Source organism: Bradyrhizobium sp. Ken01, assembly GCF_055807355.1.
Window position 1 is genome coordinate 288286 of the sequence record NZ_JBVVPC010000002.1, and the last position, 22952, is coordinate 311237.

At 63.1% G+C, this 22952-nt stretch carries 34 protein-coding genes and 1 tRNA gene; 15 read left to right on the top strand and 20 right to left on the bottom strand.

The window, feature by feature from the left end:
* Positions 1-4: 4 nt before the first annotated feature.
* Positions 5-1234, bottom strand: a complete 1230-nt coding sequence (locus AC0L3S_RS03370; protein WP_473278085.1) for a lytic murein transglycosylase — start codon at positions 1232-1234, stop codon at positions 5-7.
* Between the two features lie 130 nt (positions 1235-1364).
* Here AC0L3S_RS03370 and AC0L3S_RS03375 point away from each other — a divergent pair, with 130 nt between their 5' ends.
* The 3 genes from AC0L3S_RS03375 (at position 1365) to AC0L3S_RS03385 (ending at position 2211) form a co-directional block, all read left to right on the top strand.
* Positions 1365-1625: a hypothetical protein gene (locus AC0L3S_RS03375; protein WP_035974993.1), complete on the top strand. Its 261-nt coding sequence runs from the start codon at positions 1365-1367 to the stop codon at positions 1623-1625.
* Between the two features lie 72 nt (positions 1626-1697).
* On the top strand, positions 1698-1949 hold the full coding sequence (locus AC0L3S_RS03380; RefSeq protein WP_473278086.1) for a hypothetical protein: 252 nt from the start codon (positions 1698-1700) through the stop codon (positions 1947-1949).
* Positions 1950-2034: 85 nt separating this feature from the next.
* On the top strand, positions 2035-2211 hold the full coding sequence (locus tag AC0L3S_RS03385; RefSeq protein WP_473278087.1) for a hypothetical protein: 177 nt from the start codon (positions 2035-2037) through the stop codon (positions 2209-2211).
* Between the two features lie 27 nt (positions 2212-2238).
* On the opposite strand, the gene AC0L3S_RS03390 is transcribed toward AC0L3S_RS03385, so the two are convergent.
* Complete coding sequence (locus tag AC0L3S_RS03390) at positions 2239-2763, bottom strand: MarR family winged helix-turn-helix transcriptional regulator (RefSeq protein WP_473278135.1); 525 nt, start codon at positions 2761-2763, stop codon at positions 2239-2241.
* Positions 2764-2817: 54 nt separating this feature from the next.
* Here AC0L3S_RS03390 and AC0L3S_RS03395 point away from each other — a divergent pair, with 54 nt between their 5' ends.
* Both AC0L3S_RS03395 and AC0L3S_RS03400 read left to right on the top strand, forming a co-directional pair.
* Positions 2818-3297: a carboxymuconolactone decarboxylase family protein gene (locus tag AC0L3S_RS03395; protein ID WP_473278088.1), complete on the top strand. Its 480-nt coding sequence runs from the start codon at positions 2818-2820 to the stop codon at positions 3295-3297.
* Positions 3298-3318: 21 nt separating this feature from the next.
* Complete coding sequence (locus AC0L3S_RS03400) at positions 3319-3822, top strand: cupin domain-containing protein (protein ID WP_473278089.1); 504 nt, start codon at positions 3319-3321, stop codon at positions 3820-3822.
* A 30-nt stretch (positions 3823-3852) separates the two neighbouring features.
* On the opposite strand, the gene AC0L3S_RS03405 is transcribed toward AC0L3S_RS03400, so the two are convergent.
* The 3 genes from AC0L3S_RS03405 to efp form a co-directional block, all read right to left on the bottom strand.
* Positions 3853-4839: a DUF808 domain-containing protein gene (locus tag AC0L3S_RS03405; protein ID WP_473278090.1), complete on the bottom strand. Its 987-nt coding sequence runs from the start codon at positions 4837-4839 to the stop codon at positions 3853-3855.
* Between the two features lie 83 nt (positions 4840-4922).
* Complete coding sequence (locus AC0L3S_RS03410; protein WP_473278091.1) at positions 4923-6545, bottom strand: M23 family metallopeptidase; 1623 nt, start codon at positions 6543-6545, stop codon at positions 4923-4925.
* A gap of 23 nt (positions 6546-6568) precedes the next feature.
* The gene (gene efp, locus AC0L3S_RS03415; protein ID WP_007609944.1) at positions 6569-7135 is read right to left on the bottom strand and encodes an elongation factor P; all 567 of its coding nucleotides are present in this window, start codon (positions 7133-7135) and stop codon (positions 6569-6571) included.
* A 162-nt stretch (positions 7136-7297) separates the two neighbouring features.
* Here efp and epmA point away from each other — a divergent pair, with 162 nt between their 5' ends.
* From epmA to AC0L3S_RS03430, 3 genes are read left to right on the top strand one after another with little or no spacing between them, the layout of a single operon-like run.
* Positions 7298-8362, top strand: coding sequence for an EF-P lysine aminoacylase EpmA (epmA, locus tag AC0L3S_RS03420; RefSeq protein WP_473261591.1), 1065 nt, complete (start codon positions 7298-7300; stop codon positions 8360-8362).
* A complete protein-coding gene (locus AC0L3S_RS03425; RefSeq protein WP_473261588.1) occupies positions 8359-9453 on the top strand; it encodes a lysine-2,3-aminomutase-like protein in 1095 nt (364 codons plus the stop codon). Before epmA ends, AC0L3S_RS03425 begins: the two co-directional genes overlap by 4 nt.
* A gap of 44 nt (positions 9454-9497) precedes the next feature.
* The gene (locus AC0L3S_RS03430) at positions 9498-9752 is read left to right on the top strand and encodes a hypothetical protein (protein ID WP_473261584.1); all 255 of its coding nucleotides are present in this window, start codon (positions 9498-9500) and stop codon (positions 9750-9752) included.
* Positions 9753-9805: 53 nt separating this feature from the next.
* On the opposite strand, the gene AC0L3S_RS03435 is transcribed toward AC0L3S_RS03430, so the two are convergent.
* The 7 genes from AC0L3S_RS03435 to AC0L3S_RS03465 form a co-directional block, all read right to left on the bottom strand.
* Entirely contained in the window at positions 9806-10891 is a 1086-nt protein-coding gene (locus tag AC0L3S_RS03435) for a 3-deoxy-7-phosphoheptulonate synthase (protein ID WP_473261582.1), read from the bottom strand.
* 234 nt (positions 10892-11125) lie between these two features.
* A complete protein-coding gene (locus tag AC0L3S_RS03440; protein WP_473261580.1) occupies positions 11126-11704 on the bottom strand; it encodes an HdeD family acid-resistance protein in 579 nt (192 codons plus the stop codon).
* A 74-nt stretch (positions 11705-11778) separates the two neighbouring features.
* Positions 11779-12819: a PrsW family glutamic-type intramembrane protease gene (locus AC0L3S_RS03445; protein ID WP_473278092.1), complete on the bottom strand. Its 1041-nt coding sequence runs from the start codon at positions 12817-12819 to the stop codon at positions 11779-11781.
* A 579-nt stretch (positions 12820-13398) separates the two neighbouring features.
* Entirely contained in the window at positions 13399-13656 is a 258-nt protein-coding gene (locus tag AC0L3S_RS03450) for a hypothetical protein (protein WP_473261658.1), read from the bottom strand.
* Positions 13657-13775: 119 nt separating this feature from the next.
* Positions 13776-14402, bottom strand: coding sequence for a PilZ domain-containing protein (locus AC0L3S_RS03455; RefSeq protein WP_473261578.1), 627 nt, complete (start codon positions 14400-14402; stop codon positions 13776-13778).
* A 165-nt stretch (positions 14403-14567) separates the two neighbouring features.
* A complete protein-coding gene (locus AC0L3S_RS03460; RefSeq protein WP_473278093.1) occupies positions 14568-15215 on the bottom strand; it encodes a hypothetical protein in 648 nt (215 codons plus the stop codon).
* Positions 15216-15316: 101 nt separating this feature from the next.
* A tRNA-Glu gene (locus AC0L3S_RS03465) sits at positions 15317-15391 on the bottom strand.
* Between the two features lie 225 nt (positions 15392-15616).
* Between AC0L3S_RS03465 and AC0L3S_RS03470 the strand changes: the two genes are divergently transcribed.
* From AC0L3S_RS03470 to AC0L3S_RS03480, 3 genes are read left to right on the top strand one after another with little or no spacing between them, the layout of a single operon-like run.
* A complete protein-coding gene (locus tag AC0L3S_RS03470) occupies positions 15617-15871 on the top strand; it encodes a PilZ domain-containing protein (protein WP_007610106.1) in 255 nt (84 codons plus the stop codon).
* Positions 15872-15929: 58 nt separating this feature from the next.
* Positions 15930-16175, top strand: a complete 246-nt coding sequence (locus tag AC0L3S_RS03475; protein ID WP_473261572.1) for a hypothetical protein — start codon at positions 15930-15932, stop codon at positions 16173-16175.
* Positions 16176-16181: 6 nt separating this feature from the next.
* On the top strand, positions 16182-16349 hold the full coding sequence (locus AC0L3S_RS03480) for a hypothetical protein (RefSeq protein ID WP_007591410.1): 168 nt from the start codon (positions 16182-16184) through the stop codon (positions 16347-16349).
* A gap of 108 nt (positions 16350-16457) precedes the next feature.
* Here the strand turns inward: AC0L3S_RS03480 and AC0L3S_RS03485 are convergent, their stop codons facing one another.
* From AC0L3S_RS03485 to AC0L3S_RS03495, 3 genes are all read right to left on the bottom strand, one after another.
* A complete protein-coding gene (locus AC0L3S_RS03485; RefSeq protein ID WP_473278094.1) occupies positions 16458-17096 on the bottom strand; it encodes a glutathione S-transferase family protein in 639 nt (212 codons plus the stop codon).
* A 246-nt stretch (positions 17097-17342) separates the two neighbouring features.
* A complete protein-coding gene (locus tag AC0L3S_RS03490; RefSeq protein WP_473261567.1) occupies positions 17343-17525 on the bottom strand; it encodes a hypothetical protein in 183 nt (60 codons plus the stop codon).
* A complete protein-coding gene (locus AC0L3S_RS03495; protein ID WP_473278095.1) occupies positions 17492-17944 on the bottom strand; it encodes a VOC family protein in 453 nt (150 codons plus the stop codon). Before AC0L3S_RS03495 ends, AC0L3S_RS03490 begins: the two co-directional genes overlap by 34 nt.
* 245 nt (positions 17945-18189) lie before the next feature.
* Here AC0L3S_RS03495 and AC0L3S_RS03500 point away from each other — a divergent pair, with 245 nt between their 5' ends.
* The 4 genes from AC0L3S_RS03500 to AC0L3S_RS03515 all read left to right on the top strand — a co-directional run bounded on the left by AC0L3S_RS03500 (position 18190) and on the right by AC0L3S_RS03515 (position 20318).
* On the top strand, positions 18190-18708 hold the full coding sequence (locus AC0L3S_RS03500; protein ID WP_473278096.1) for a hypothetical protein: 519 nt from the start codon (positions 18190-18192) through the stop codon (positions 18706-18708).
* 504 nt (positions 18709-19212) lie between these two features.
* Positions 19213-19479, top strand: a complete 267-nt coding sequence (locus AC0L3S_RS03505) for a hypothetical protein (RefSeq protein WP_473278097.1) — start codon at positions 19213-19215, stop codon at positions 19477-19479.
* 5 nt (positions 19480-19484) lie between these two features.
* Entirely contained in the window at positions 19485-19754 is a 270-nt protein-coding gene (locus tag AC0L3S_RS03510; protein ID WP_473278098.1) for a hypothetical protein, read from the top strand.
* 333 nt (positions 19755-20087) lie between these two features.
* Positions 20088-20318: a hypothetical protein gene (locus AC0L3S_RS03515; protein ID WP_473278099.1), complete on the top strand. Its 231-nt coding sequence runs from the start codon at positions 20088-20090 to the stop codon at positions 20316-20318.
* Positions 20319-20457: 139 nt separating this feature from the next.
* Here AC0L3S_RS03515 and AC0L3S_RS03520 read toward each other — a convergent pair whose 3' ends face one another.
* The 5 genes from AC0L3S_RS03520 to AC0L3S_RS03540 all read right to left on the bottom strand — a co-directional run bounded on the left by AC0L3S_RS03520 (position 20458) and on the right by AC0L3S_RS03540 (position 22601).
* Positions 20458-20595: a DUF3072 domain-containing protein gene (locus AC0L3S_RS03520; protein WP_473278100.1), complete on the bottom strand. Its 138-nt coding sequence runs from the start codon at positions 20593-20595 to the stop codon at positions 20458-20460.
* A 472-nt stretch (positions 20596-21067) separates the two neighbouring features.
* Positions 21068-21244: a hypothetical protein gene (locus AC0L3S_RS03525; RefSeq protein WP_007610124.1), complete on the bottom strand. Its 177-nt coding sequence runs from the start codon at positions 21242-21244 to the stop codon at positions 21068-21070.
* A gap of 175 nt (positions 21245-21419) precedes the next feature.
* Positions 21420-21692: a hypothetical protein gene (locus AC0L3S_RS03530; protein WP_456764436.1), complete on the bottom strand. Its 273-nt coding sequence runs from the start codon at positions 21690-21692 to the stop codon at positions 21420-21422.
* A gap of 176 nt (positions 21693-21868) precedes the next feature.
* On the bottom strand, positions 21869-22171 hold the full coding sequence (locus AC0L3S_RS03535) for a hypothetical protein (protein ID WP_473261553.1): 303 nt from the start codon (positions 22169-22171) through the stop codon (positions 21869-21871).
* 244 nt (positions 22172-22415) lie between these two features.
* Positions 22416-22601: a hypothetical protein gene (locus AC0L3S_RS03540; RefSeq protein ID WP_007591378.1), complete on the bottom strand. Its 186-nt coding sequence runs from the start codon at positions 22599-22601 to the stop codon at positions 22416-22418.
* Between the last annotated feature and the right edge of the window lie 351 nt (positions 22602-22952).

Consider the following 22952-nt stretch of genomic DNA (forward strand, 5'->3'; position numbering starts at 1 on the left):
CTGCCTACGCCCCCTGGCGCAGCTTCGCCAGCACCTTCAGCCCGCCATAGCCGTCCGCAGGCGTGATGCCCGCGCGCTGCTGAAAATCCTTGATTGCCTTCATGGTGTCGTTGCCGACACGGCCGTCGGTGCCGCCGGTGTCGAAACCGGCCTTGGTCAGGCGTGTCTGCATCTCCTGCACCTCGGCGAGCGTCAGCGCGCGCTCGGAGCCGGGGAACGGCTGGATGAAGGGCGGGCCGCCGAGGCAGCGGTCGCCAAGATGGCAGATCGCCAGCGCGTAGTTCATCGAGGGATTGTAGCTCTTTACCGCGTTGAAATTTGGCCCCAGCAGAAACGTCGGCCCGCCCGCAACCGGGGTCCACATCTGCGCGGATGCGGAGGCTTGCGGGAACGGCTGGCCGTCGGCGCGGGTGACGCCGGCCGCCTGCCAAGCCGCATAGGTCCGACTGCCGCTCATCTCACCGGGCGCGCGCACCTCGTAGCCCCAATGCTCGCCGCGGTGCCATTTGCCACGGTTGACGAGATATTTTGCGGTCGAGCCCAACGCGTCGTCGGGCTTGCCGAACGGCGATACCTTGCCGTCGCCGTCATAGTCGATCCCGACATTGAGCCAGACCTCCGGCATCCATTGCGAATGTCCCATCGCGCCGGCCCAGGATCCCTGCATCTGCTCCGGCGTGCTCCAGCCCTTGTCGACGATGCGTAGCGCGTTGATCAGCTCGGTCTCCCAATAGGCTTTTCGGCGCGGCTCGTTCCAGGCGAGGGCGGCGAGCGAAGGAAACACCGGCGTCATGTGGTTCTGCTGCACCAGCGGATCGCCATAGGCGGACTCGACGCCCCACAGCGCCAGCAGCGTACCGCGCTCGACGCCGAAATCGCGCTCGATGCGTGCGAGCAGCGCCTCGTTGTTCTTCAGCGCGATCTTGCCGTTGATGATGCGCCAGTCGGAGACGCGGCGGTTGATGTATTGCCAGACCTGCTCATGGAATTCGGGCTGGTTGCGCATCTGCTTGAACACGCTCATGTCAGGCTCGACGCGTGCCATCGCGCGCTGCCAGGTCGCGGCCGAGATGCCTTTCGCCAAGGCACGGGCGCGAAAGCCCTCGCGCCATTCCTCGAAGCCCGGAGGCGCGGCCAGGATGCGTATTGGGAATGCGATGAGTGCGGCTGCGCCAAGCGTGGATCGAAGCAGGGCGCGACGGCTGCGAGAGGCTATGGAATCAGCGTGTTTCATGAACCCATTCTAGCGGGAAACATGGCGGCTGTGACCCAGTTCCTGGAACTGCAGGAACGCGGGTCTCGCGTTCCCCGGAACAAACTGTCGCACTCCCGCATTCCCCCAGCACCAATTTGAGGAGGAGAAGATGAGGAAATATCTGTTTGCCGCCGCCATGGTCACCGCCATCGCCGCGCCTGCTTTTGCCGACGAAGTCGGCGTTCACGTTGGTCCGGTCGGTGCCGGCGTGACGGTCGGACAGTCTCACGAATATCGTGAGCGGGACCGCGATCGCGATCGCACCACCGTCATTAGGGAGCGTGAACCCGCCGACCGCACCACGGTGATCAAGAAGGAAGATGAATTCGGCAATCGCAGCAAGACCGTGATTCATCACGATAACGACTGACGGAGCGGGGCCCCGGCCAACCGCCGGGGCCCTCCGTAGCACGCAGTCCGCTCATCGACGATTCGGGGTGGAATGAAGATACGCGCGCATGCGGAAAGCCATGTCGTCGAACTCGACGACGGATCGCAATGGCAGATCTTTCCCGGCGATCTCGCGAGCACGCTGAGCTGGCAGCCCGAAACCGATCTGCACCTGGAGCGAAGCTGTGACCGGGTGTGTTCGCATGAGCTGGTGAACGACGCCGATCAAAGCCGCGTGCGAGTGATCGCAGCGGGCGAGACCTGGCCTGATGGCGAGGTTAAGAAAGTGTTGAAGGGCGGGTAGGGCCCGCCTGCAAGGGGGCGGATATCCCCAGTTTTGACCCTGTCACTTTACGGTCGGTTTGCTTCCGTCTGCGCACAATGCGTGAATGCAGGAGCTGTTCGACATCATCCGCGCCAATCCCTGGCCGTTCGGGGCCGGGTTGTTCGTCGTCATCCTGATGATCCTCGCGGAGAACTTTGGCCGCGGTATTCAAGGCGACGGCGCGGTCAGTGACTTCCCGGATTCGGACGGTGGCGGCTGCGGCGACGGAGGAGGCGACTAGCTCCCGCCAGCGCCAAGCGCGCTTCGCCTAGTCCTCCTGCAAATCGGCCGCGATGCCTGCGAGCCAGCGGCGAATGCTTGCCTCGGCCCTGGCATCGAGCCCGGCGGCCAGGCGCTTCTCCAACGCAATCACCCGCTCCCGGCACGCTTTCAAAAGCGTCGCGCCGCGCGGCGTCAGCGTCCATTGCTGGATGCGGCCATGGACGGGATGGGGCGTCATCACAATCGCACCGTCACGTTCGAGATTGCGGACGATGACGCCGACGGTCTGGGGCGTCAGAAAGGTGAGACGGGCAACGTCGGCCCCTGACAGTCCCGGATAGGCATTGAGCATGGTCAGCACCGCGAATTGCGGGGAGGTGACCCCGAGATCGGCTAGCGACCGCTCCATCGTCAGACGAACTGCGGCGTGGGCCTGCCGCAGCAGATAGCCGAGATAGCCTTGCTCGCCGCGCTTGCCTTCCCCTGGGGCCGGGACGCGCACCGTCGGGGCAGCCGGGGATGCCTTCCGCTGCGGTTGCGATCTCGTGATTTCAGGCGGCTTGCGCATAATATAAGTGCTCTTATAATGTGTCAGCACTCTTACAATACCACGAGGTAAACGGCAATGTCACACGCCCGCAGCGAATACGAGGATTTCAAGAAGATCGCGCCCGATGCGTATGAGCTGGTGCTGGCGCTCGGCCAGGTCGCGGCCAAGGCCGGCCTCGACAAGCAGCTTCTCGAGCTGGTCAAGCTGCGGGCATCGCAGATCAACGGCTGCGCCTTCTGCCTGCAGCATCACATCCTGCTTTCGGAGCGAATCGGCGTGCCCGTCGACAAGCTCAATTTGGTCGTGGTCTCGCGCGAGGCGCCGATCTTTTCCGCGCGCGAGCGTGCCGCGCTGGCCTGGACCGAGGCGCTGACCTGCCTTCCTGACGGAGTCGGCGAAGACGTGTACGCCGAGGCGAGCCGAGAATTCTCGGAGACCGAGCTGACATACCTGACCTCCGCGGTCGCCTCGATCAACGTCTGGAACCGTTTTGGCGCGGCGTTTCGCTGGACGCCGGCGAAGCGGCCGGTCGCAGCGAATGCAGCGGCATCCTGATTGTAACGAAGGGAGATCATGATGACAGCAATGAGTTTGCCCACCACACCGCGCCCGGCGCCATCGCGCTCGATGGCGATCGCCGTCATCGGAGGGCTCGCCTGCGCACTTGCAATCGGCAAGGCGCTGCCGGTAACGATGGACACCATATCGGGCGCACTCTCGCCGCTCTGCGCCACAGCCGCCGAAAGCTCGCCGCTCGACAAGGTCGAACCGATCGGCTCCTACGCGCTGCCGAACGTACCGGGCAAGCGCGTCACCATCGTGCGCGTGTTCTACGGTCCCGGCGGGTTCTCGCGGCCGCATCGTCACGCGGGATCCGTCACCGCCTACATCACCAAGGGCGAGATCCGCTCCCAGCTCGGCGGCGGCCCGGTCGAGACGTTCGGCGTCGGCCAGTCCTTCTTCGAGCCGCCCGGCTCGACGCATCTGGTCTCGGCCAATGCCAGCACCACGGAGTCGGCGGAACTGATTGCGGTTTTCGTGGCGGACGAGGGTGCGCAACTCACGACGCTGTTGGAGTAGCTGGCACTCACAATCCGAAGCCGCTTTTGTTCAGGTCGGCTGCGATCGCTTCAGACGTTTCCATAGCGGCGCAAGACCGTATGTGACGGCCGGTATCGCAACCGCGCCGACAACGAGGCCAACGACGCCCGAGATGGCTGCCTCGACCGACCATTCGACGATGCCGGCAATGGGGGGAAGGAAATGCGCGGCGGCCTCGGCCGCGGCATGGACCGTATGGCCGATCACTGGTGGGCCATATTGTTCGATGCCGTGCAGGATGATGCCGCCGCCGACCCAGATCATGGCGGCGGTGCCGATCGTGCTCAGCACCGCAAGGAAGGCCGGCATGCCGCGGACGAGCGCGCGTCCAAGCAAGCGGGTTGCGCCGCCAATGACTGAGGCGCCGCTATACCGCGCAAGGGCCAGGCCGACATCGTCCGCCTTCACGATCAGGGCGACCACGCCATAGACACCAACTGTGATGAAAATGGCGACGAGCGCCAGCACGAGCGCCTGCGTCCAGATGTTGCCCGCCGGGACGGCTGCCAGCGTGATCGCCATGATCTCCGCTGACAGGATGAAATCCGTCTTAACGGCGCTCGCGACCTTCTCGTCCTCAAGCGACCGTGCATTCGATGCCGTCGCCTGGCGCTGAGTTTCGTGGTCGTGCGCATGATGCGGCATCACGGCCTCAAGCACCTTCTCGGCACCCTCGTAGCAGAGAAAGGCGCCGCCCAGCATGAGCAGCGGCGTGACTGCGGCGGGAAGGAAATAACCAAGCGACAAAGCGATGGGCAGCAGGATCAGCAATTTGTTGCGGAGCGACCCAACCGCAATCTTGCCTACGATCGGCAGTTCGCGTTTCGAGGCAAAGCCGAGCACGTAGTTGGGCGTGACGGCTGCATCATCGATGACCACGCCAGCCGCCTTTGCTCCCGCCTTGGCCGTCTGGCCCGCGACATCATCGAGCGAGGCTGCCGCCACCTTTGCGATCGCTGCGATATCGTCGAGAAGACCAATCAGTCCGACACTCATCAACCCAGTTCCTTCGGCCTTCCAGCGGGCGGCGTGTGCGACAACACGCTTTTGCGCTGCCTGGCATTGGAAGGAGCAAGCCGTCAATTCTCCTCGCCGCCCGATCCCTCGCGCAGGTCCGGCTTGAGCACGTCCTCCGGCAGCGCATGCGCCACGGGCTGTGGCGTGCCGGCGATCTCCGGGCCGACCTCGCGGCCCCGGGCGCGGATCAGGCGCTCGTACGCCGAGACCAGCGTGACGTATGGACTGACCCAGATCCAGCCGTCGCGGGTGAACACCTGCACGTCGAAATGCAGGTGCATCGAGGTGCCGGCGGGATGATCGAGATAGTTCGAGACCACGCCGATCTTCTCGCCCTCGGATACGATGCGGCCATTGAGCAGGCCATCGGCGTTCAGCGCCTGCGGGTTCATATGCATGTAGCGGAAACGGATGTGCTCGGTCCTGCTGTTGATTTGCAGCGTCACGGCCTGGTCCTTGGAAGCGCGTATGACCCTCGCATCGCGCACGGCGACGACGGCGCGCTGCCTGGGATCGCAGGCTTGGCGGCCGTCACCGGGCGGTGGGCACTCGGCCGCGCGGATGTCCTCGCCCTGATGGCCATAACCGCCGCCGCATTGCCAGACCTCGAAACTGCGGGATTCGCAGAAATTGTCGCGCCAGGGGTAAGCGGTCGTGCTCTCCATCTTGTCGCGCTTGGCGTAGGATTGCGAGTGTACGAACGCGGGCGCCTTCTCGAGAGGAAAGCGGATCTGTGCGTAGGCCATCACGTCGGGATGGCCGCCCTGCTTGCGATAGCCGGTGTTCGGGATGATGTCGCCGCTCGGCCGGTAGGTGAAATCAGGGGAACGTGCCGCGGGACGATCGAGAATGTTGGAAGCGATGTCCGTCAGCGGCCGCATGCGCTGGCCGCCGGCCAGGCGCAGCGCCTTCAGGAAGCGCTCGGCGACTGGATAGGCCTCCTTGCAGGCAAGCCGCCGCGGCTTGGCGACGCTGTCGAGGCATTGGATCGACACCACATAGGCGACGCCGAAACGGGTGAAAGCGTAGCGCACATAGCCTTCCCGGATGAACTTGCGCAGGTCGGGGTAGAGCGCTGCGAGCGGTTTGACCGGCTCGCCCTTGCCGCCCGAGGGATCGGCAATGTCATAGACGAGCGCCGAGCCCGTGATCTGCACCTCGACCGGCCTTGCGAAGACCCGGCTCGGCATGCCGTCGCCGGTACCAGGCTCGAACGAAAAGGTCGCGCTGTAGCCGGCGGGCCCGGCATCGAACAGGTCGACGGAATTGAAGTCGGCCTGGTAGCGCGAGAGCGCGACGGTCGCCGGCGCGCCATTGCGTCGTGCTTCGAAATACGCAGCAGCGTCGAACGGCAGCAACACGGGCACGGAGCTGCGAGCGATGCCGGTGAAGAATTGCGAGGAGATCGCATTGAGCTGCACCAGCGCCGGCATCGCGCGCGGATCGTAGCGCGGCACCGAACGACGGGGTGCGAAGATGAAATTCTCGGCGGTCCGGGGATGGACGTTGATTTCGGTGCGGAGCTGGTCGAGCGCCGCGCGCCAATCGACGCGCAACGCCGTGAGCGAGGGGCTGCGGAATTCATCCGCAGCCAGCGGAGAGGCAATAAGGAGCGAAAGCGACGCCAGAACTTGCGAGACGAAGCGGAAACCTTTCCAAACCACTGTCTCGCCCCCCGGCGGCACCTGTTGCGCTCGCTTTGGCCTCGTCAGTCCTTGGCGCGCTCGGAGTAGGAGCCGTCTTCGGTCATCACGACGATTCGGGTGCCGACTGCGATGTGCGGCGGCACCGTGGTGCGAACGCCGTTCGAGAGCACAGCGGGCTTGTAGGACGAGGAGGCGGTCTGGCCCTTGGTCACGGGCTCGGTCTCGACCACTTCCAGCGTCACGCGCTGCGGCAGGGCGATCGATACCGGATTGGAGCCGTGCAGCGACAACTTGACCGTCATGCTCTCCTGAAGATAGGCCGCGGCGTCGCCGATCACGTCCTTGGACACCTGGACCTGGTCATAGGTCTCCGGGTTCATGAAGTGATAGCCGTCACCATCTTCATACAGGAAGGTGTAGTTGCGCTCTTCGATCGTGGCCTTCTCGACCTGGTCGGTGGTCTTGTAGCGCTCGGAGATCTTTACCCCGTCCGAGATTCGGCGCATTTCGATCTGGCTGACCGGGGTGCCCTTGCCGGGATGGATGTTCTCGGCGGTCACGACGACATATAGCTTGCCGTCTTGCTCGATCACGTTGCCCTTGCGAATAGAACTGGCGATGACTCTCAAAGCTGTATTTCCTGCTTGCTTGGCCCGGCTCGGGCCAGGAGGTGGTCAAATTAATGGGGGACCTGGGGCCCCAAATCAGACCGCGGCACCCGTTTCGGGCCGCAACATACTGGTTTTGCCGTTGGATGCCAGCATTTTGCTGGCCTGCGGGACGGCCGGTTGATGGCTGGGGACAAGCCAATGTCGCCGTTCTGGTCCCCATCCCGGCATCTCGACCGCCGGCCCTTCCTGCAGGCCAGGGGAGCCATCACCGGGGCTCTACGGGGATTTTTCGCCGAGCAGGGCTTCGTCGAGGTCGAAACCTCCGTTCTCCAGGTCTCCCCAGGCAACGAGACCCACCTGCATGCCCCCCGGACGGAGATCATGCGCCCCGACGGCAGCCGTGTGAGCCGATATTTGCGGACCTCGCCGGAATTCGCCTGCAAGAAGCTGCTGGCGGCCGGGGAGACCCGGATTTTCGAGTTCGCCCGGGTGTTCCGGGACCGCGAGCGCGGCGACCTGCATTTGCCCGAATTCACCATGCTGGAATGGTACCGGGCAGGCGCCCCCTATGACGCCATCATGGCCGACTGCGTCGTCCTCATCGCCCGCGCGGCCCAGGCAACCGGTATCGGCACCTTCGCCTTCCGCGGCAGGACCGCCGATCCATTCGCCGAACCTGAGCTTGTGACGGTCGCGGGCGCCTTCCAGCAGTTTGCGGGAATCGACCTGCTTGCGACCATTTCCGGCGGCGAGGGCGACCGCGCCGCGCTCGCCCGGGCAGCTGCCGGCAACGTCCGTGTGGCCGAGGACGACACCTGGTCCGACATCTTCAGCAAGGTTCTGGTCGAGCATGTCGAGCCGCATCTGGGGCAGGGGCGTTTGACCATTCTGTTCGAATACCCATCTCCAGAGGCGGCACTGGCGCGCGTGAAGGCGGGCGATCCCCGCGTTGCCGAGCGGTTCGAGGTCTATGCCTGCGGTGTCGAGCTCGCCAACGGTTTTGGCGAACTGACCGACACCGAGGAGCAGCGCAAGCGCTTCACGCAATCCATGGCGGAGAAGCAGCGCCGCTACGGCGAAGCCTATCCGCTGGACGATGACTTTCTGGCCGCGGTCGCGGCGATGCCGGAGGCGAGCGGCGTCGCGCTCGGCTTCGACCGGCTGGTGATGCTGGCGAGCGGCGCGTCGCGAATTGATCAGGTAGTGTGGACGCCGCCTGCAAATGAAACCTTAAGCGAGACATGACGAAGAGCAATCTTGCACGCACATTGCGCGAGCCGGCCGAACTTGTGGCCGAGCAACTGGCGCCGGCCACAGCGCTGCCGGCACTCGATCGCGTTGCCGCACGCTATGCGGTCGCGATCACGCCGGCGCTGGTCGATCTGATCGACAGGTCCGATCCCGACGATCCCATCGCGCGGCAATTCGTTCCGACTACCGCGGAGCTCGAGATGCAGCCGGGCGAGAACGCAGATCCGATCGGCGATCATGCGCACTCGCCGGTTCCCGGGATCGTGCATCGCTATCCCGACCGTGTGCTGTTCAAGCTCGTTCACGTCTGCGCGGTCTATTGCCGCTTCTGCTTCCGCCGCGAGATGGTCGGACCGGGCAAGGAGAACGCGCTCTCGGACGGCGCCTATCGCGCGGCGATCGACTATATCCGCGCGCACAGCGAGATCTGGGAGGTGATCCTGACGGGGGGCGATCCCCTGATGCTGTCACCGCGGCGGATGAGCGAGATCATGGCGGATCTTGCCGGCATCGATCACGTCAAGATCATCCGCCTTCACACCCGCGTGCCGGTGGCCGAGCCCGCGCGCATCAGCGACGAGATGGTTGCTGCGCTTAAGGCCGAAGGCGCCACCACCTGGGTGGCGCTGCATGCCAACCATGCGCGCGAACTGGCGGGGCCGGCGCGTGCCGCCTGCGCGCGGCTGGTCGATGCCGGAATTCCCATGGTGAGCCAGTCTGTGCTGTTGCGCGGCGTCAATGACAATTTGGCCGCCCTGTCGGATTTGATGAGAGCTTTCGTCGAATGCCGGATCAAGCCTTATTACCTGCATCACGGCGATCTCGCGCCCGGCACGGCGCATCTGCGAACGACACTCGCCGAGGGGCAGGATTTGATGCGGCAGCTGCGCGGACGGGTGTCGGGACTGTGTCAGCCCGACTATGTCATCGACATTCCCGGCGGCGCCGGCAAGTCGCCGGTGGGGCCGAATTACGTGTTGCCGATGCAAAATACCGCACCTGATGCGCGTGATGCAGATCAAGAAACGCGCTATCGTATCGTGGATTATTGCGGCGACGTTCACCTCTATCCGCCCGAGACCTGAATGGTGGTGATGGAGATGCCGGCTTGAGGAATGGAGGGAGAGACATGAAGAAGATCATGGTGGCAGTATCGCTCGTGGTCTTGCTCGGCGGCGCGGCGGTTGCGCAGACCGGCAGCCCCAAGGGATCGACAGCCGGGGGCGCGACCTCCGGATCTACGCCGTTGGCACCTGTGGGCCATCGCCAGCCGCGTGTCGCCGATGTGCCCAGCGAAAAGAACCTGAGCGACCCGAACGATCCCCTCAGCAAGGAAAATCAGGCGCTCGACAAGAAGATCAAGAGCATCTGCCGCGGCTGCTAGGGCCGGGAAAGCGGGCAGGGTGCGACAGCCTCACCCCGCCCGCGATCGTTCGGTCAGGCGGAGCGCTCGTGCAGCCCTGCGCCCTTGGTGTTGCGCCGGATCTCGACCGCGTCAGCGAGATGCTTGAGCACGGTTGCCGTGGTCGCCCAGTCGATGCATCCGTCCGTGATGCTCTGGCCATAAATGAGCGGCTTGCCCGCCACCACGTCCTGGCGTCCGGCGACGAGGTTGCTTTCGACCATCACCCCCACAATGCGGTTCTCGCCGCCGGAAATCTGCTTGGCGATGTCGGCCGTCACGAGCGGCTGGTTTTCCGGCTTCTTGCTCGAATTGGCGTGGCTCGCATCCACCATCACGAGCGGTGCGACGCTCGCTTTCGCCAGATCGTTGCAGGCCGCTGCGACGCTTGCCGCATCGTAGTTCGGCTTGCTGCCGCCGCGCAGGATGATGTGACAATCCTCATTGCCCGCGGTTGAGGCGATCGCCGAGCGGCCGAGCTTGGTCACCGCCATGAAATGATGCGGATTCGAGGCCGACTTCACCGCGTCCGCCGCGATCCGCACATTGCCGTCGGTGCCGTTCTTGAATCCGACCGGGCAGGACAGCCCTGAGGCCAGCTCGCGATGGATCTGGCTTTCGGTCGTGCGCGCGCCGATCGCGGCCCAGGACACGAGGTCCGCAATGTACTGCGGCGTCGTCATGTCGAGGAATTCGGTGCCGGCGGGCAGGCCGAGATTATTCACCGCCGAGAGCACGTTGCGCGCCAGCCGCAGGCCCTTGTTGATGTCGAAGCTGCCGTCCAGATCAGGATCGTTGATCAGGCCCTTCCAGCCGACCGTGGTGCGCGGCTTCTCGAAATAAACCCGCATCACGATCTCGAGTTGGTCGGCAAGCTCTTCGCGCAAGCTCGCGAGGCGCTCGGCGTATTCGAGCGCAGCCCTGGGATCATGCACCGAGCACGGGCCGACCACGACCAGAAGCCGGTCGTCCTGGCCATTGAGGATCGCATGGATGGCGTTGCGTGCGGCCATCACCACGCGCGTCGCGGTGAGCGTGCGCGGGACTTCCCGCATCACCTCTTCGGGCGTGCTCAGTTCTTTCAGTTCGCGGATACGAAGATCGTCGGTCGTGCTCAGCACGGCGGGCTCCTGTCATTTTGAGACCCTGCCGGCCAATAAAAAAGCCGCCAGGTCTGGCGGCTTGTTCGGACGTTTGCTGCAATGTTTCAGATTGAGCGCGATCCTCCTGCCGCCAGCGAGCTGTCGTAGCTAAAGTACCAAAAATAGCTGGTGACGAGGGTGATCATGGCCCGTCATATAGCGTGCGATCGGCGGCTTGTCACCCCCCAATAGACCTGACGGCCACGCGGCGCCTCAACTGTTGCTTTTGCGTGCCGCCAGCGCCATGCCGATCAGGGTGGCGCCGCCGAACAGCAGGTTGATGCCGACGAGGATGCCGATCGCCCATTCCGCCGAGCTCGGCAATCCCGTGATCACCATGAACGAGATCGCGATGTCGACGAGGCCCGAGATCAGGAGCCACGACCAGCGGCCACCCGGCTCGCGGCGGTGCTCCAGCGCGTACATGATGGTGGCGACGCCCTCGGCGAGGAAATAGGCGCCGAGCACGATGGTCAGCGTCAGCACGGCCTGCATCGGTCGCGCCAGCAGCAGCATGCCTGCGAGCACGGCGAGCGCGGCCGAGATCAGCGACCACCAGAAGCCGGGCGTGCTGCGCGCCCAATAGGTCGCGATCAATCCGCCGATGCCGCTGATCAGGAACATCCACCCGAGGAAGATCGCAATCGCAAGGCTGGCGAGCGGCGGCAGGATCAGCGCGGCAACGCCGAGCACCGCGAGCAGAATGCCTTCGAACAGGAAGGCCTTCCAATGTGCCTTGACCGTCCGGCTCATGGCGGATTGCAGCCGGGAAAACTCCTCAGGCGATGTCATGGGCGGGCTCCGGATCGAGAGGTGTGTGCTCAATCTAGTCTAGTACGCACACACTGCGCTTGCCATCCCGCGGCTCAGCCGCCGCCGTGCGCCGACGAAAAACCTTCGCCGCTGGTGCGGATGCGGTTGCGGCCGAGAACATAGATCGCAGTCGTGACGATCAGAAGGGCGAAGCCGAGCAGGATCGAGACCAGGCCGATCGGGATCAGGGCCAGCGTCAGATTGCGCTCGGGGTTGATGAGCCAGTGATGGATTGAGGTCAGCACGAAGGCGAGCCCGAGAAAGCCGACGCCGCCACCGGCAAGCAGCAGCGCCCACATCCGGCGGAGCTGGCTGAGCCGCTCGCGCGCGACGTCGGTCCGGGGCGCGTGATGGCGCGCGACGCGCCGCACCAGTCGGATGGCGAAGGCGATTGAGCTGAAGCCGATCAGCAGGCTCGCGCCGCCCAACCACATCCGCAGCGTCGGATCGAGATCCGGCATGCGCTGGAGTGTGAGCAGCGGGAAGTCGAACGCCGAATGCAGGGCGAGCGGGCCTGCGAAGATCAGCAGCCGGCTGGAGAGACGGGCCCAGTCGCGATGATGGCGGTTCGCACCCAGCGCCGTGCCGGCGCGCGCGATGGTCAGATAGGCGCCGGCGATGATGCCGAGCGCGCCGTGGAACGGAACGGTCAGCACGCTGCGCAAGGCTGCCAGCGAGCGCCACATCTCGGCGTGCTGGACGAGATAGGCGAGGTTCTCGTAGGCGGCGAAGCCCAGGCCGACCGCGGCGCCATAGACCACGCTGTCCATCGGATTGGCGAAGGTCCGCCGCTTCGTCGAGGCGACCAGCACGATGGCGATCACCTTGACCGCTTCTTCCGGAAGCGCGACGCCGAATATCGAATGCATGGCCAGCGCCGCCCACGGGTTGTCCGGGGCCGCGACCATCTTGGCGAAAGGGGCGCGGGCCAAGCCCAGCAGCGAAATGCTGGCCGCGCCGAGCAGGAACGCGGTCCAGACCTGGGCCGGCGGTCCCGGGCGTTCCTCGGCGGCAATGACAAGCCACAGCATCAGCAGCGCCGGGGCGATGGCGGCCGTTCCGATGACGGTGGGTAACGCTTCAATCAGGTACATCGGCGCCGAAAATAGGTTCCCTTGATCCGCTTATCTACATTCAGCGATGCGACCTTGTGTCATGCGCTTGCTGTCGCGTCTCTTAACAAGCGTGACAGCCTGCGTTCATCAGGACAGTCGCCGAGGCGTAGAATACGGAGCGCGATCAATCGCATGACAGAACCACTTCGTTTCCCATGACAACGGTCGCGGGCCCGTCATCGGATCGCGATTGGCAAGTCAGATCAAGGCAATGTGCAGGTTTCTTCGATTCACGATGCACGTGTCGCCGCGGCAAGTCCAGAGCCGGGATTGCCCCGTCCGGGCTACGAACGGCCTGGCGGACCGGCCTAGTCACGCTTCGTCGCGCGGGAGGATGACGCGATCCGGCGGGCCCGGGCCTGCTCCAGCTCCCAGAAGGCGCGTATGAGGCACGTGCCGAGGCAGAGCACGATGAGCAACAGCAGGAAGGCCTGATCGACGGCGGGAATGTGACTCATGGCAATGATAAAGCAACGCCCGTGCCACGCGTTCCCGTCACGTGGCCTGCCGCGGCCCGCCATCTGCGACGGCTGCCGATCGCAGCCCGCTTTGACCGTCTCAATGCGTGGTGATCGGCGGCGGTGCGTCGGGCGCGACGTCGAAGGCGCCGAGATGGAATTCCTCGCCGATAGATGCGTCCGGCTCGGCACGCTGCGCCATCAGCGTGAACGCGGCCTGCGGGTATTGCTTCCAGATATCGAGATCGCCGGCGGTGATGGTGAGCCAGCCGAACGTGTACATGTAGCGTCCGGGCTCGGTGACCCGGCCGACCCTGTCCCAGGTAATCTTGTCCACTCTGATCTTATCGACTGTAATTTTCTCGACTGCCATTCGGTCCCCCGATCGCAAGTCTGCAGATGATGCCCGGCACGAGGCGCGGACCTCCAAAAAGTGACCCCGGAATGGGGCTGCCATAGGGCGGCGCGGCCGGAGGATCAGGCCGATTGCAGCATGGGCGAGCGGACGATCAGCCGGACGACGTCATCCCGCGACTGCTTTTCCGCGAATTTGACCGCAAACCCGTTTTCGAATTTGCGGATCACGCGCCCGACGCAAGCGCCGACCGCAAGCGGAGTTCCCACTGGCGGATCGTATTCGGAGGAAATCGCGACACCGGCCGTGGAGACGTCGATGATGAAGCAGGCATGGGTGCTGCCATCGGCGAGCGTCAGGAAGGTGTGCGCGACCTGCGGAACGAAGCGCGCGTCACGCCGCAGCTCCTGGACGCTGGCGTCCTTCTGCTTCTTCTCCAGCCAGGTCAGCTTTTCCGACATCCAGGCGCGGCGTGCCCGCGTCATCTCGAGCTCCATCAGGAAGCCTGATTTCAGCGTCGCGCTGATGGTGCACTGGAATTCGCCGAAGTCCTGGAAGTAGGAGGTCACGCGCTCGCCGACCTTTCCGACCACGGGAACGTCGACCATCATGCGGAACGGTGAAACGCGGCTGGTGCGGCAGGCGAAGGTACGGAGCTTGCCCTCGCAATCGTACCAGCGCGGCAGCGAGTAGCTGCCGCTCACGGTGACTTGCACGGCACGCTGTCTGAGGAACTCTGCGACGGACATGGGCGCCAATCGTGTTTCGGAGGTTTTCCGTAATTCCACGGTAGCAATCAAATTCTAAGCAAATGATACCGGCGCTCACGAGCAGGGGTAAATTTTTGGTAAATACGCCGATCGCGACGGGCGGCATAGCGCCGCGATTATCAGGCCCGTGACCTCACGATCGCGTCATCCGAGCAGCACCAGCAGAGCCAGCACGCCAAGGGCCATGACGAGCTTGATCGTCGCGCAGGCGAGGCTGCTCGGTCGCCTCTCAAATCCGAACCACGGCAATGCATGCTGCATCGCGCGCGTTGCGAATGCTTCGACGATGGCGAACAAAAGAGCGATTCCGGCGAGGAAGGACCATGATGCGTCCGGAAGCATCCATATCGCGAGCCACGCGGGAACGGACGCTTTCAGCGACGCCAGCAGCGCGAACCATCCGAACAGGGATACGAAGGCCTTGATGATTTCGGGCCCAATCGTGCCAGGCTCGAGACGGACGCCAATCTCTCCAAGAGCGAGTTCGATGCGCTCGCCATCGCTGAAGAAGAGGAAAGCGCCAACGTAGAGCGGAACGCGCGACTGAAACAGCAGCGCGATGATGCCAAACAGGACGGCGTAGCCGTAGGCGTCAGCGAGAATGTTCGTGCCGGCCCTATGCGAAGGCTCCGACGCAGCCGGTGCCCGAGGCAGCGATCTGGCGCGTGCCATGTGCTCCAGCATTCTGGCGCGGCGCTCCGGCACGTAAGCCGCCGTACGGTGGATCCATGGCGGCGGCGCTGGCGAGGCAATCCCGGCCTGGTCGTCCGAGGGAGATTTATGCTGCGCCATGGGCCTGCATCCGGTTCCGTCTGGACATTGGTCGGAGGCGAGGGGCAGGGAGGTTCATGCGGGGCGGCAGATTTCGCCGCGTCATCCAAACGCTCGGATGATGGCGCTCCCTAGCGGAATCGAACCGCTCTCTCCACCGTGAAAGGGTGGCGTCCTAACCGATAGACGAAGGGAGCAAACCCAGGGCCCCGCCGCTTTTCGCGGCACGGCCGCTGGCCGCCCGAGTCATGCCCGGCGGCTGCAGCGGGCGAACCTATAATGGCCTTTGGCGCCCTGGGCAAGCCGTTCGGGAACGGTCTTTTGGCACCGGTGGATAGCATCCCGCCCCAGGATCAGTCGGGGCGAATTCAACGGTTTCTTAGGTTCCCTGAGCTAGCGCTGGACTGGGAGAATTTGAGCCGATGCCACCGCCCAAGAAGCGCGCAGCCCGCAAGTCGCTGTCGCAGCATGCCTGGATCACGCTCGAGGGCGGATTCGCGGCGCGGCAATGCCTGGTCCAGGACATCTCCGCCACGGGCGCCAAGATCACGCTGGACGAGGATGCGAGCCAGCTCCCGGGCGTGATCCGGATGGCGTTCGCGCGCGATGCGCGGACCGGGCGGAGCTGCCAGGTGGTTTGGCGCCGCGGCAAATCAGCCGGCATCAAGTTCATCTGATCCCGGGCGAAGCGACCCCCGATGGCGCGCGACGCTGGTCCGGGTTAGAACGGCCCGCATGCGTGCGCCGCTCCTCATCCTGATCTCATTGCTGACGACGTCCGCGGCCGCGGCGGAAGCCTTGCGTCTGCCGCCTGCTGAGCGTCCACAGGCCGGCAAGGCCTTGCCGCTGAAGGGTGCCGGCGGAAGCGCGAAAGCGAGCTCCTGCGCCGCCTATGGCCGCGGCTTCCATCTGGTCGAGAGCACCGGCACCTGCGTCAAGATCGGCGGCTCGATCAGCATCGAGACCACGGTCAGGCGCTGAGGCCCCATGCCACCGGACATCATGCGGCCCGAGATCATCGTCCCGTTCGTGATGTATTGCGCGCTGCTGTGGTGGGTCGGCCGCGGCCTGAGCTGGACCGCCCGGCTCGCCACCGCGGCCGTGACGCTCGTGCTGATTTTCTGCGTGCTGCTGTTCGAGCGCGGCTGGCCTTAACAAAAAAACGCGAAAACAACCCCATGCACAGTAGCCGCCACCTCCCGGCGGCACGCGGCGAAATGCCGATTCATCGTGCTCTCAACGAGATTTAAGCCGCGTCACCGCTCACGACATCGGCGGTGCCACAAATTGCGCAAAACCGGGCCGTTTGCCGAGCTCGGCGAGCCAGCGCGTCAGATGCGGCTGCGCGGGCCGGGTGATGCCCTCGACGCCGAGCCAGCGCCGCGCATAGGCGCCGATCGCGATGTCGGCGAGGGTGAACGCATCGCCGTCCATGAACGGACGCGTGGAGAGCAGACGGTCGGCGATGGCCCAGACCTCGGCGGCGGCATCGGCATCCTTCTGCAGCTGGATCATGTCGCGCTCGGCGGGCGGCGTGCGCACGAGGCCCCAGAACACCGGGCGGTCGACCGGCTGCACCATCGACAGCGTCCAGTCGAGCCAGCGGTCGACGCTGGCGCGCAGCTTCGGCGCCTCGGGATAGATTTGCGTGCCGCGCCCGTGCGCAAGACAGAGATAACGCATGATCGAATTGGATTCCCATAACGTGAAGTCACCCTGGACCAGCGTCGGGATCCGCGCATTGGGGTTCATCGCGAGATAGTCGGCCTCGCGGGTCTTGCCGAACGCCATGCCGGCGTCGATGCGCTCGTAAGCCAGGCCGAGCTCGGCGAGGCACCACAGCACCTTCTGCACGTTGACCGAATTGGCGCGGCCCCAGATCGTCAGCTTTTGGTCCGGCACGTCATCCTCCCCAGGCTTTTTCTTGGTGTCGTAGCCCGGATGGAGCAAAGCGCAATCCGGGGTGCTTCGGCAGCGTCAGTCCCGGATGACGCGTGCGCTCCACCCAGGCTGCAAGCGCTGGTGATAGCGGAATCCAGTGCGGCGAGCGACGCGCGATTGCGCCGATCCTCTCATGCAAAAAGGTCCGCATGCAAAAAGCCCCGCCTGAGGCGGAGCTTTCATTGCAAGGCAAAGCTGGTCAGGCGATCAGCGGCCGAAGAACAGCCATAGCAAGATGATCACCGGGATCGGCACACCCAACATCCACAACAAAATTCCGCGTCCCATCGCGTCCTCCTCCAATTGCATTGTCAGGGAGAGAACGCTGCTGGCGCGGGCTTGTTCCAGCGGCGAACCTACCAATGGCCGGTGTTGGGCATCGACGACCACGGCTCCTGCGGCGGCTTCGGGTCGCCCTTCTGCAACAGCTCGATCGAGTGCAGATCCGGCGAGCGGACGAAGGCCATGTTGCCGTCGCGCGGCGGACGGTTGATGGTGACGCCGGCCTTCATCAGCTTCTCGCAGGTCGCGTAGATGTCGTCGACCTCATAGGCGAGATGGCCGAAGAAACGGTCCTCGCCATACTTCTCCTCGTCCCAATTCCAGGTGAGCTCGACCAGCGGCGCGCCGCGCGACTGCGGCTGCTTCTTCAGCGCCTCGAGATCGTCCGACGAGCACAGGAACACCAGCGTGAACCGCCCCTTATCGTTCTCGATCCGCCGCACCTCGGTCAGTCCCAGCGCATCCTGGTAAAACTTCATCGCGACATCGAGATTGCGCACGCGCAGCATGGTGTGGAGGTATCGCATGGTTGTTGCTCCCTTGGATGGATGGGGTTTTGCTTTGGGCCGGGACGGCGGGGGTAGGAGATAGCAGGAAAGTGGAAGGAGGGGCAGGGGGCGGGTGCACGTGTGCGTGAGGGGCCGAGCGGCTTGTGAAAGTAAGGGGCCGAGTGTGGAATCAAGCCACGCAATTGCAAAGCGTGACTTGCACTAATAGGTGGTGTATCTAACGCATGACAAGTAAGGGGTGAATTTTAGCTGCTGAGGGATTCATGTCTGACAGAACCCGTCTCATAATTGACGTGGCCTGCAACATTACCGAGATTTTGCTCAATTTACTATTGCGGTTCATGCGTCCCTTTTCATCGGGCGACAAGGAGCTAAGAATTCGGCCCTTCGCTACCGATGGTCGATACATTTTTTTCGGTAAGCAGATCGAGCCGACGACCATTGATAGTCGAATTCAAAAGATAGATTCAGCTCGTGCGGGTCTGACGGAAGCCCTATCAGCGATGGATGAGCTGAAGTTGATTGCAGAGGCAAACAAAAGGGATCTTGCTTTACTCAACTCTCAAATAAGGAGTGCCGAAGCCCAGCGGCAGAGTGTGAGCACGCGGTTGAATACTATCAAGGGGATTGCTGCACTAGACTCCGAATCTGTGCGCGTCGTGTTGAGACTTCCAACCCGCATAGGTATCTGGACGGATCGCGTGCTGGCATTTGCATTCGGCGTCGGTTCGTCGATCGTTGCGAGCTATGTCTATGATTATTTCATCAAGCCTCATTTGTGAGCCGCACAGGACGTGGGGTGGGTAATTCGATGGAGATTGATGATGACGGTGAGTAGCATAATGCGACCGGAGTGTTTGTATCGCTAGCCGAAACGTTGCCTTGCTCATCTATGCTGTAAGTCTCTTCCAGCATCGCTGCGTGCTCGTGGGGTGATAAGACGGAATGCAGCCGGCTCTGTTCGAGGATGCTCAGCTTAAGCCGCCAATTTAGACCCTCGATAGCGGCAAAGACCGCTCGGATGTAATCCCGTCGATTGCCTTGCGTGTCATTGGCACGCATCCGTTTTTCGCAAGCCACAACATCGTCGATAACTGTATGCGTGAATGATTTCTGGTCCATCATTTACCTCAAAAGTGGACGATGGCAATTCTGGGTTGCTAAGCCAAGAGGCTATTCGGTTGCGCAGCCCAAGGCGCGGGCTGATCCAACACATTTGCCTCAAGCATCGTCTTTTTACGGCTAGCGCACGACTGCCACCATCCGACGCAAAGGCATGGTCCTTAATGCCAACGGCGCTGAATAAGGCCTCGCCAGATGAACTCCTCGCGGACATGACGCGACTAACCGCCATGGCCAATATTCTAGGCGAGCTTCTGTTCGCACTTCTCCGCTCAATTGTTGCTGGATGGGCGTATGCGCTCTGGGTCAAAGTGGCGACATGGCTCGAGCCGAAAATCCAACGGCGTTGGGTGAAGGTTGCCGTAGGAGGCCTCCTCGGCCTCGCAGCCTTTTTTATGATTCCGATCGTGATGGGACTGTTGGGGCTTTGAAGACAATGAAATCGGGTGTCATCATCGCACTGGCAATCGGGGCGGTCGTCTCGACGGTGCTGCTCGTCATGGAGCAGCTCACCGACTATTCCATCGCTGTGATGGCATGGGAGATGCCGGGTATATCCGCAGCTTACCTTTTCTGGGGAGCGGTCGGCAGCTCCGTGTTCCTGGGCGTCGCCATCACTTGGGCCGTGAATGCCGTCGTTTACGGGGCGCCCGCCTTCGTCCTCGTTACAGTGGTCAAGCTGGCAATCCGCGATGTACGGAAGTGATCTGGCAATGACCGTGATGTCCGATATTGGCCTATCCGTCGGGAATTACGAATTACGGTGACGCGCAGTTGGCTGCCTGATCGCAGTGCTCTTCGCGAACACCGATGGCTCCCCTTGCGGGACAGTGCACTGACACCGCCCGTGCCCAACGAAACGCATCGCGCTTAACGTTTGTGAATGCCGCGTCGGCCGAACGTCTGCAACCTCTCTCGGTATCGGCGGCACTTCGGACATTGGTGGAGTCAGGCTCTCCCATCTCGCAGGGCGCGCGGGGTGCATGCCTTTCGGCGTCCGTCGCCCAACAAGTAATCTTGATGAGATTGAGGACTGTTGATGTTGCTTCTGGAAGAGTTCAACGCACGAACGCTGTCGCAGATGGACAGGGCGCTGGAGCGCGTCAGCGAGATGATGCCTGAGGTGATGGACGCCTACGCCGCGCGCCGGTATGTCGCCGAACGGATCATCCACTGCGCCAAGCACGAGACACGCGAAATCGACGGCCTCGTCGCGGCCGGCCGTCGTGCGGTCGCTGAGCTCGCTGTCAGGGTCGTCGGAAGCGATTAGCCGCCTGGTCGCGAGCCTGCGTTACAGGACCGCGCTCGCCGTCGATGATTGGTCCGAATTGGCGCTCCGCGAAAGCGATCGGCGGCCTTCCTGTCGGCCGCCGCCCCGTCAATCCCAAGTTTCGAAATGCTGAAGCTCTCTACTTCTCGAGCCCGGCCTTCTGCCGCATCGTGTCGATCAGCTCTGACGCCTCTGCCTTGGTCAGATTCTCCTCGGGGAGGGGCTTGTGCGCCTGCTCGGCGAGGGTCTTGAGGTAGGATTCCTGGGCGCCGGTCATCGGGTCGTCGCCGGAGACCCAATCCTTCGGATCCTTTTGTGTGTTGTCCGTGGGTTGTCAGCTGTCTTGTCAGCCATCTTATTGTTAGTCATGGCGATCTCTCCTTTTCAGGTTCAATGCCGGCTTGTGCTTTTTGTTCCTTGTTTGTTCGTGGCTCGCCCATGACGCGGCAAGGTGCCCACCTGCCCAGATGAGGCTTGGCTGCATCCATCTGCGTTGAAATGCTGCCGCATACTCATCCCTCATACTGAGGGCCCGCCGCAGGCGGGCATCTCGAAGGATGGTCGCAGTCGAGCTTCAGCCAAATGTTTCTGCATATGCGATAGCCTTGATATCGATAGCCTTGACATCGATAGCCTTGCACGCGATGGCGCGTGTATCGACAAACCGCCCCCGACATTGCCGGAGGCGGTTCTCGAAAATCAGGCCGGAGAATTATCGCGAACCGATATTCAGTCCACGCGAAAATGCCCTAGTGACCGGTACCCGGCTTGGTCGTCTTCGGCGGCTTGCCGTCTTCGATCCGGCCTTCGTTGCGCAGGTCTCGACCTTCCTGAGCCTTCTTCTGGCTCTCGGGGGACTTGCCGTGTTCGTTCATCTCTTCTTTGATGAACCCGGCGCCTTCCTTCACTTTGCCTTCAACGCTCATGACGATCTCCCTTGCTGGAGATGGGGCAACTCGCGGCGAGAGCTGACCGTTCCGGTGCGCGCACGATTGTGAGGAGTGCATTCGCGGCAGGTTCCAAAAAGACCCTTGTCATGAAATGGCCGCGCCGCTTGTGGAAGCGACGCGGCCGGGAAGCCGGCCGTACAAGGAAACCGGCTTACTTCATGTTGCTGCGGGTCCTGGTGCCGCCCTGGTCGCTGCCGGGGCCGGAGCCACCCTGGCCGGAGGCGTCGGGCCTCACCGTTCCGCCCTTGCTCATGCCGTCATGGCTCATGCCGGTCGTGCCGCTGCTCATCGTGCCCTTGTCCGTGTTGGTCATGCCGGGCTTCTGCATGTTGTCGGACTGCGGGGCAGGGCCGGTCTGGTTCTGCGCAAAGGCGGAGCCGCACATGAGGCCCAGGGCGGCAGTCGCAATGATGAGCTTCTTCATCTCAAACTCCTGGTTGGTTGTGTGGCCCAACGGGAGTGCAGAAACCGTGTTCCTAAAACAGGGCGTTCCGGAGTGCAAAAATTCTCGTCTGCAATGAGGGTACTTTCGGTTCTGATCGACTCAGAACCGTTCCAGATTGTTGTGACGCGTTTTCTTCGCGCGAACTTGAAAACGCTCTAAGCCGCAAGCCGCTGGTCGGCCGGGCCCGTCAGGTGCTTGAGCACCTCCGCATGCTCCAGGTCGGGAACCGCAATGGCCGTGTGGCTGTAGCTCGTATGGGTTCGTGATTTCGAGATCCTGTCCAGGATCTCGCCGCCCTTGATGACGTGAAGGCCCATGCCCTCTCCGGTCGGGAAGATTGCGAGCACCACGTCATAGGCGGTGATGACGGCGCGAAGCGCTTCGGCCTTGTCTTCGGCAATTTCGACGAACACGCGAACATCAGCCGCGAGTTCACGCAGCTCGTTAAAATCCAGCACTGTGGGTTACTCCAACGCAACGATACTGAGAGGAGCTTGGAGGCGTTAGGTTACCGAAGTCTCAACGGCGCATGCCCGGTCACAGGTTTATCGACCAGGCGCCCTCGCGAGGCGATAGACAAGCGAGCGTTGCCGCCTGCTCGGCAATGCGCCGGCACGGAAAGAACGTCTGGAACGGGGAGGGACGAAGCGCGCCTCATACCCCTAAGGGCGTCACACGATGCGCGCGTGACTTATGCGCGCTTTACTTGGCGTATCCCTGGGAGCGGAGCCACGCGATCTTGCGGTCGCCGTTGATCCAGTCGTCGGCATCTGCCTTGCTGGTAAAGCCCTTGATTTCGCGCTGTTCGCTGTCCGGGTAATCCGCCAGGATTTTCCAGTCGTTGTCTGCAATGCGGACGGTTTTGAAGGTCACTTTTGTTTTTGCCATGCCGCATTATGCAGGAGATGACCGGAAAAGAGAACCTGCCTTGTGACGGTCACCCGTGCGGCCCCAGGCGTCGACCTGGGGGCCAGCCTGATCGGCATTGCGCGGCCGGGTCCCCCGGAAAAGGCGAAAGCCCCGCCTGGGGGAAGCGGGGCTCTCTGATGGGGGTGAAGCTTGGGGACTTCAAAGAGTTAGACGCCTCAGGGAGAAAATGGTTCAACGCGGAAACGGCGCAAGCTGCGGCATCTTTGCCCGGGCGTCCGCCGCTCCCGCCGAACCCCCTGCTTGCGTTTTGGGCGTCGATGGGTTCTAAGCCCCGTCACTTCATGAAAGTTGGCATGAATCAGAAGCGCG

Excerpts from the sequence above, each read along its gene's own strand:
- AC0L3S_RS03500 (WP_473278096.1), top strand. The coding sequence starts at position 18,190 with ATGTCTGACAGAACCCGTCTCATAATTGACGTGGCCTGCAACATTACC.
- AC0L3S_RS03470 (WP_007610106.1), top strand. The coding sequence starts at position 15,617 with ATGCCACCGCCCAAGAAGCGCGCAGCCCGCAAGTCGCTGTCGCAGCAT.
- AC0L3S_RS03540 (WP_007591378.1), bottom strand. The coding sequence starts at position 22,601 with ATGGCAAAAACAAAAGTGACCTTCAAAACCGTCCGCATTGCAGACAAC.
- AC0L3S_RS03395 (WP_473278088.1), top strand. The coding sequence starts at position 2,818 with ATGTCACACGCCCGCAGCGAATACGAGGATTTCAAGAAGATCGCGCCC.
- AC0L3S_RS03375 (WP_035974993.1), top strand. The coding sequence starts at position 1,365 with ATGAGGAAATATCTGTTTGCCGCCGCCATGGTCACCGCCATCGCCGCG.
- AC0L3S_RS03385 (WP_473278087.1), top strand. The coding sequence starts at position 2,035 with ATGCAGGAGCTGTTCGACATCATCCGCGCCAATCCCTGGCCGTTCGGG.
- AC0L3S_RS03405 (WP_473278090.1), bottom strand. The coding sequence starts at position 4,839 with ATGAGTGTCGGACTGATTGGTCTTCTCGACGATATCGCAGCGATCGCA.
- AC0L3S_RS03515 (WP_473278099.1), top strand. The coding sequence starts at position 20,088 with ATGTTGCTTCTGGAAGAGTTCAACGCACGAACGCTGTCGCAGATGGAC.
- AC0L3S_RS03530 (WP_456764436.1), bottom strand. The coding sequence starts at position 21,692 with ATGAAGAAGCTCATCATTGCGACTGCCGCCCTGGGCCTCATGTGCGGC.
- AC0L3S_RS03510 (WP_473278098.1), top strand. The coding sequence starts at position 19,485 with ATGAAATCGGGTGTCATCATCGCACTGGCAATCGGGGCGGTCGTCTCG.
- AC0L3S_RS03380 (WP_473278086.1), top strand. The coding sequence starts at position 1,698 with ATGAAGATACGCGCGCATGCGGAAAGCCATGTCGTCGAACTCGACGAC.
- epmA (WP_473261591.1), top strand. The coding sequence starts at position 7,298 with ATGGCTGGGGACAAGCCAATGTCGCCGTTCTGGTCCCCATCCCGGCAT.
- AC0L3S_RS03440 (WP_473261580.1), bottom strand. The coding sequence starts at position 11,704 with ATGACATCGCCTGAGGAGTTTTCCCGGCTGCAATCCGCCATGAGCCGG.
- AC0L3S_RS03495 (WP_473278095.1), bottom strand. The coding sequence starts at position 17,944 with ATGCGATACCTCCACACCATGCTGCGCGTGCGCAATCTCGATGTCGCG.
- AC0L3S_RS03475 (WP_473261572.1), top strand. The coding sequence starts at position 15,930 with ATGCGTGCGCCGCTCCTCATCCTGATCTCATTGCTGACGACGTCCGCG.
- AC0L3S_RS03370 (WP_473278085.1), bottom strand. The coding sequence starts at position 1,234 with ATGAAACACGCTGATTCCATAGCCTCTCGCAGCCGTCGCGCCCTGCTT.
- AC0L3S_RS03460 (WP_473278093.1), bottom strand. The coding sequence starts at position 15,215 with ATGGCGCAGCATAAATCTCCCTCGGACGACCAGGCCGGGATTGCCTCG.
- AC0L3S_RS03505 (WP_473278097.1), top strand. The coding sequence starts at position 19,213 with ATGCCAACGGCGCTGAATAAGGCCTCGCCAGATGAACTCCTCGCGGAC.
- AC0L3S_RS03480 (WP_007591410.1), top strand. The coding sequence starts at position 16,182 with ATGCCACCGGACATCATGCGGCCCGAGATCATCGTCCCGTTCGTGATG.
- AC0L3S_RS03525 (WP_007610124.1), bottom strand. The coding sequence starts at position 21,244 with ATGAGCGTTGAAGGCAAAGTGAAGGAAGGCGCCGGGTTCATCAAAGAA.
- AC0L3S_RS03425 (WP_473261588.1), top strand. The coding sequence starts at position 8,359 with ATGACGAAGAGCAATCTTGCACGCACATTGCGCGAGCCGGCCGAACTT.
- AC0L3S_RS03445 (WP_473278092.1), bottom strand. The coding sequence starts at position 12,819 with ATGTACCTGATTGAAGCGTTACCCACCGTCATCGGAACGGCCGCCATC.
- AC0L3S_RS03520 (WP_473278100.1), bottom strand. The coding sequence starts at position 20,595 with ATGACCGGCGCCCAGGAATCCTACCTCAAGACCCTCGCCGAGCAGGCG.
- AC0L3S_RS03455 (WP_473261578.1), bottom strand. The coding sequence starts at position 14,402 with ATGTCCGTCGCAGAGTTCCTCAGACAGCGTGCCGTGCAAGTCACCGTG.
- AC0L3S_RS03400 (WP_473278089.1), top strand. The coding sequence starts at position 3,319 with ATGACAGCAATGAGTTTGCCCACCACACCGCGCCCGGCGCCATCGCGC.
- AC0L3S_RS03430 (WP_473261584.1), top strand. The coding sequence starts at position 9,498 with ATGAAGAAGATCATGGTGGCAGTATCGCTCGTGGTCTTGCTCGGCGGC.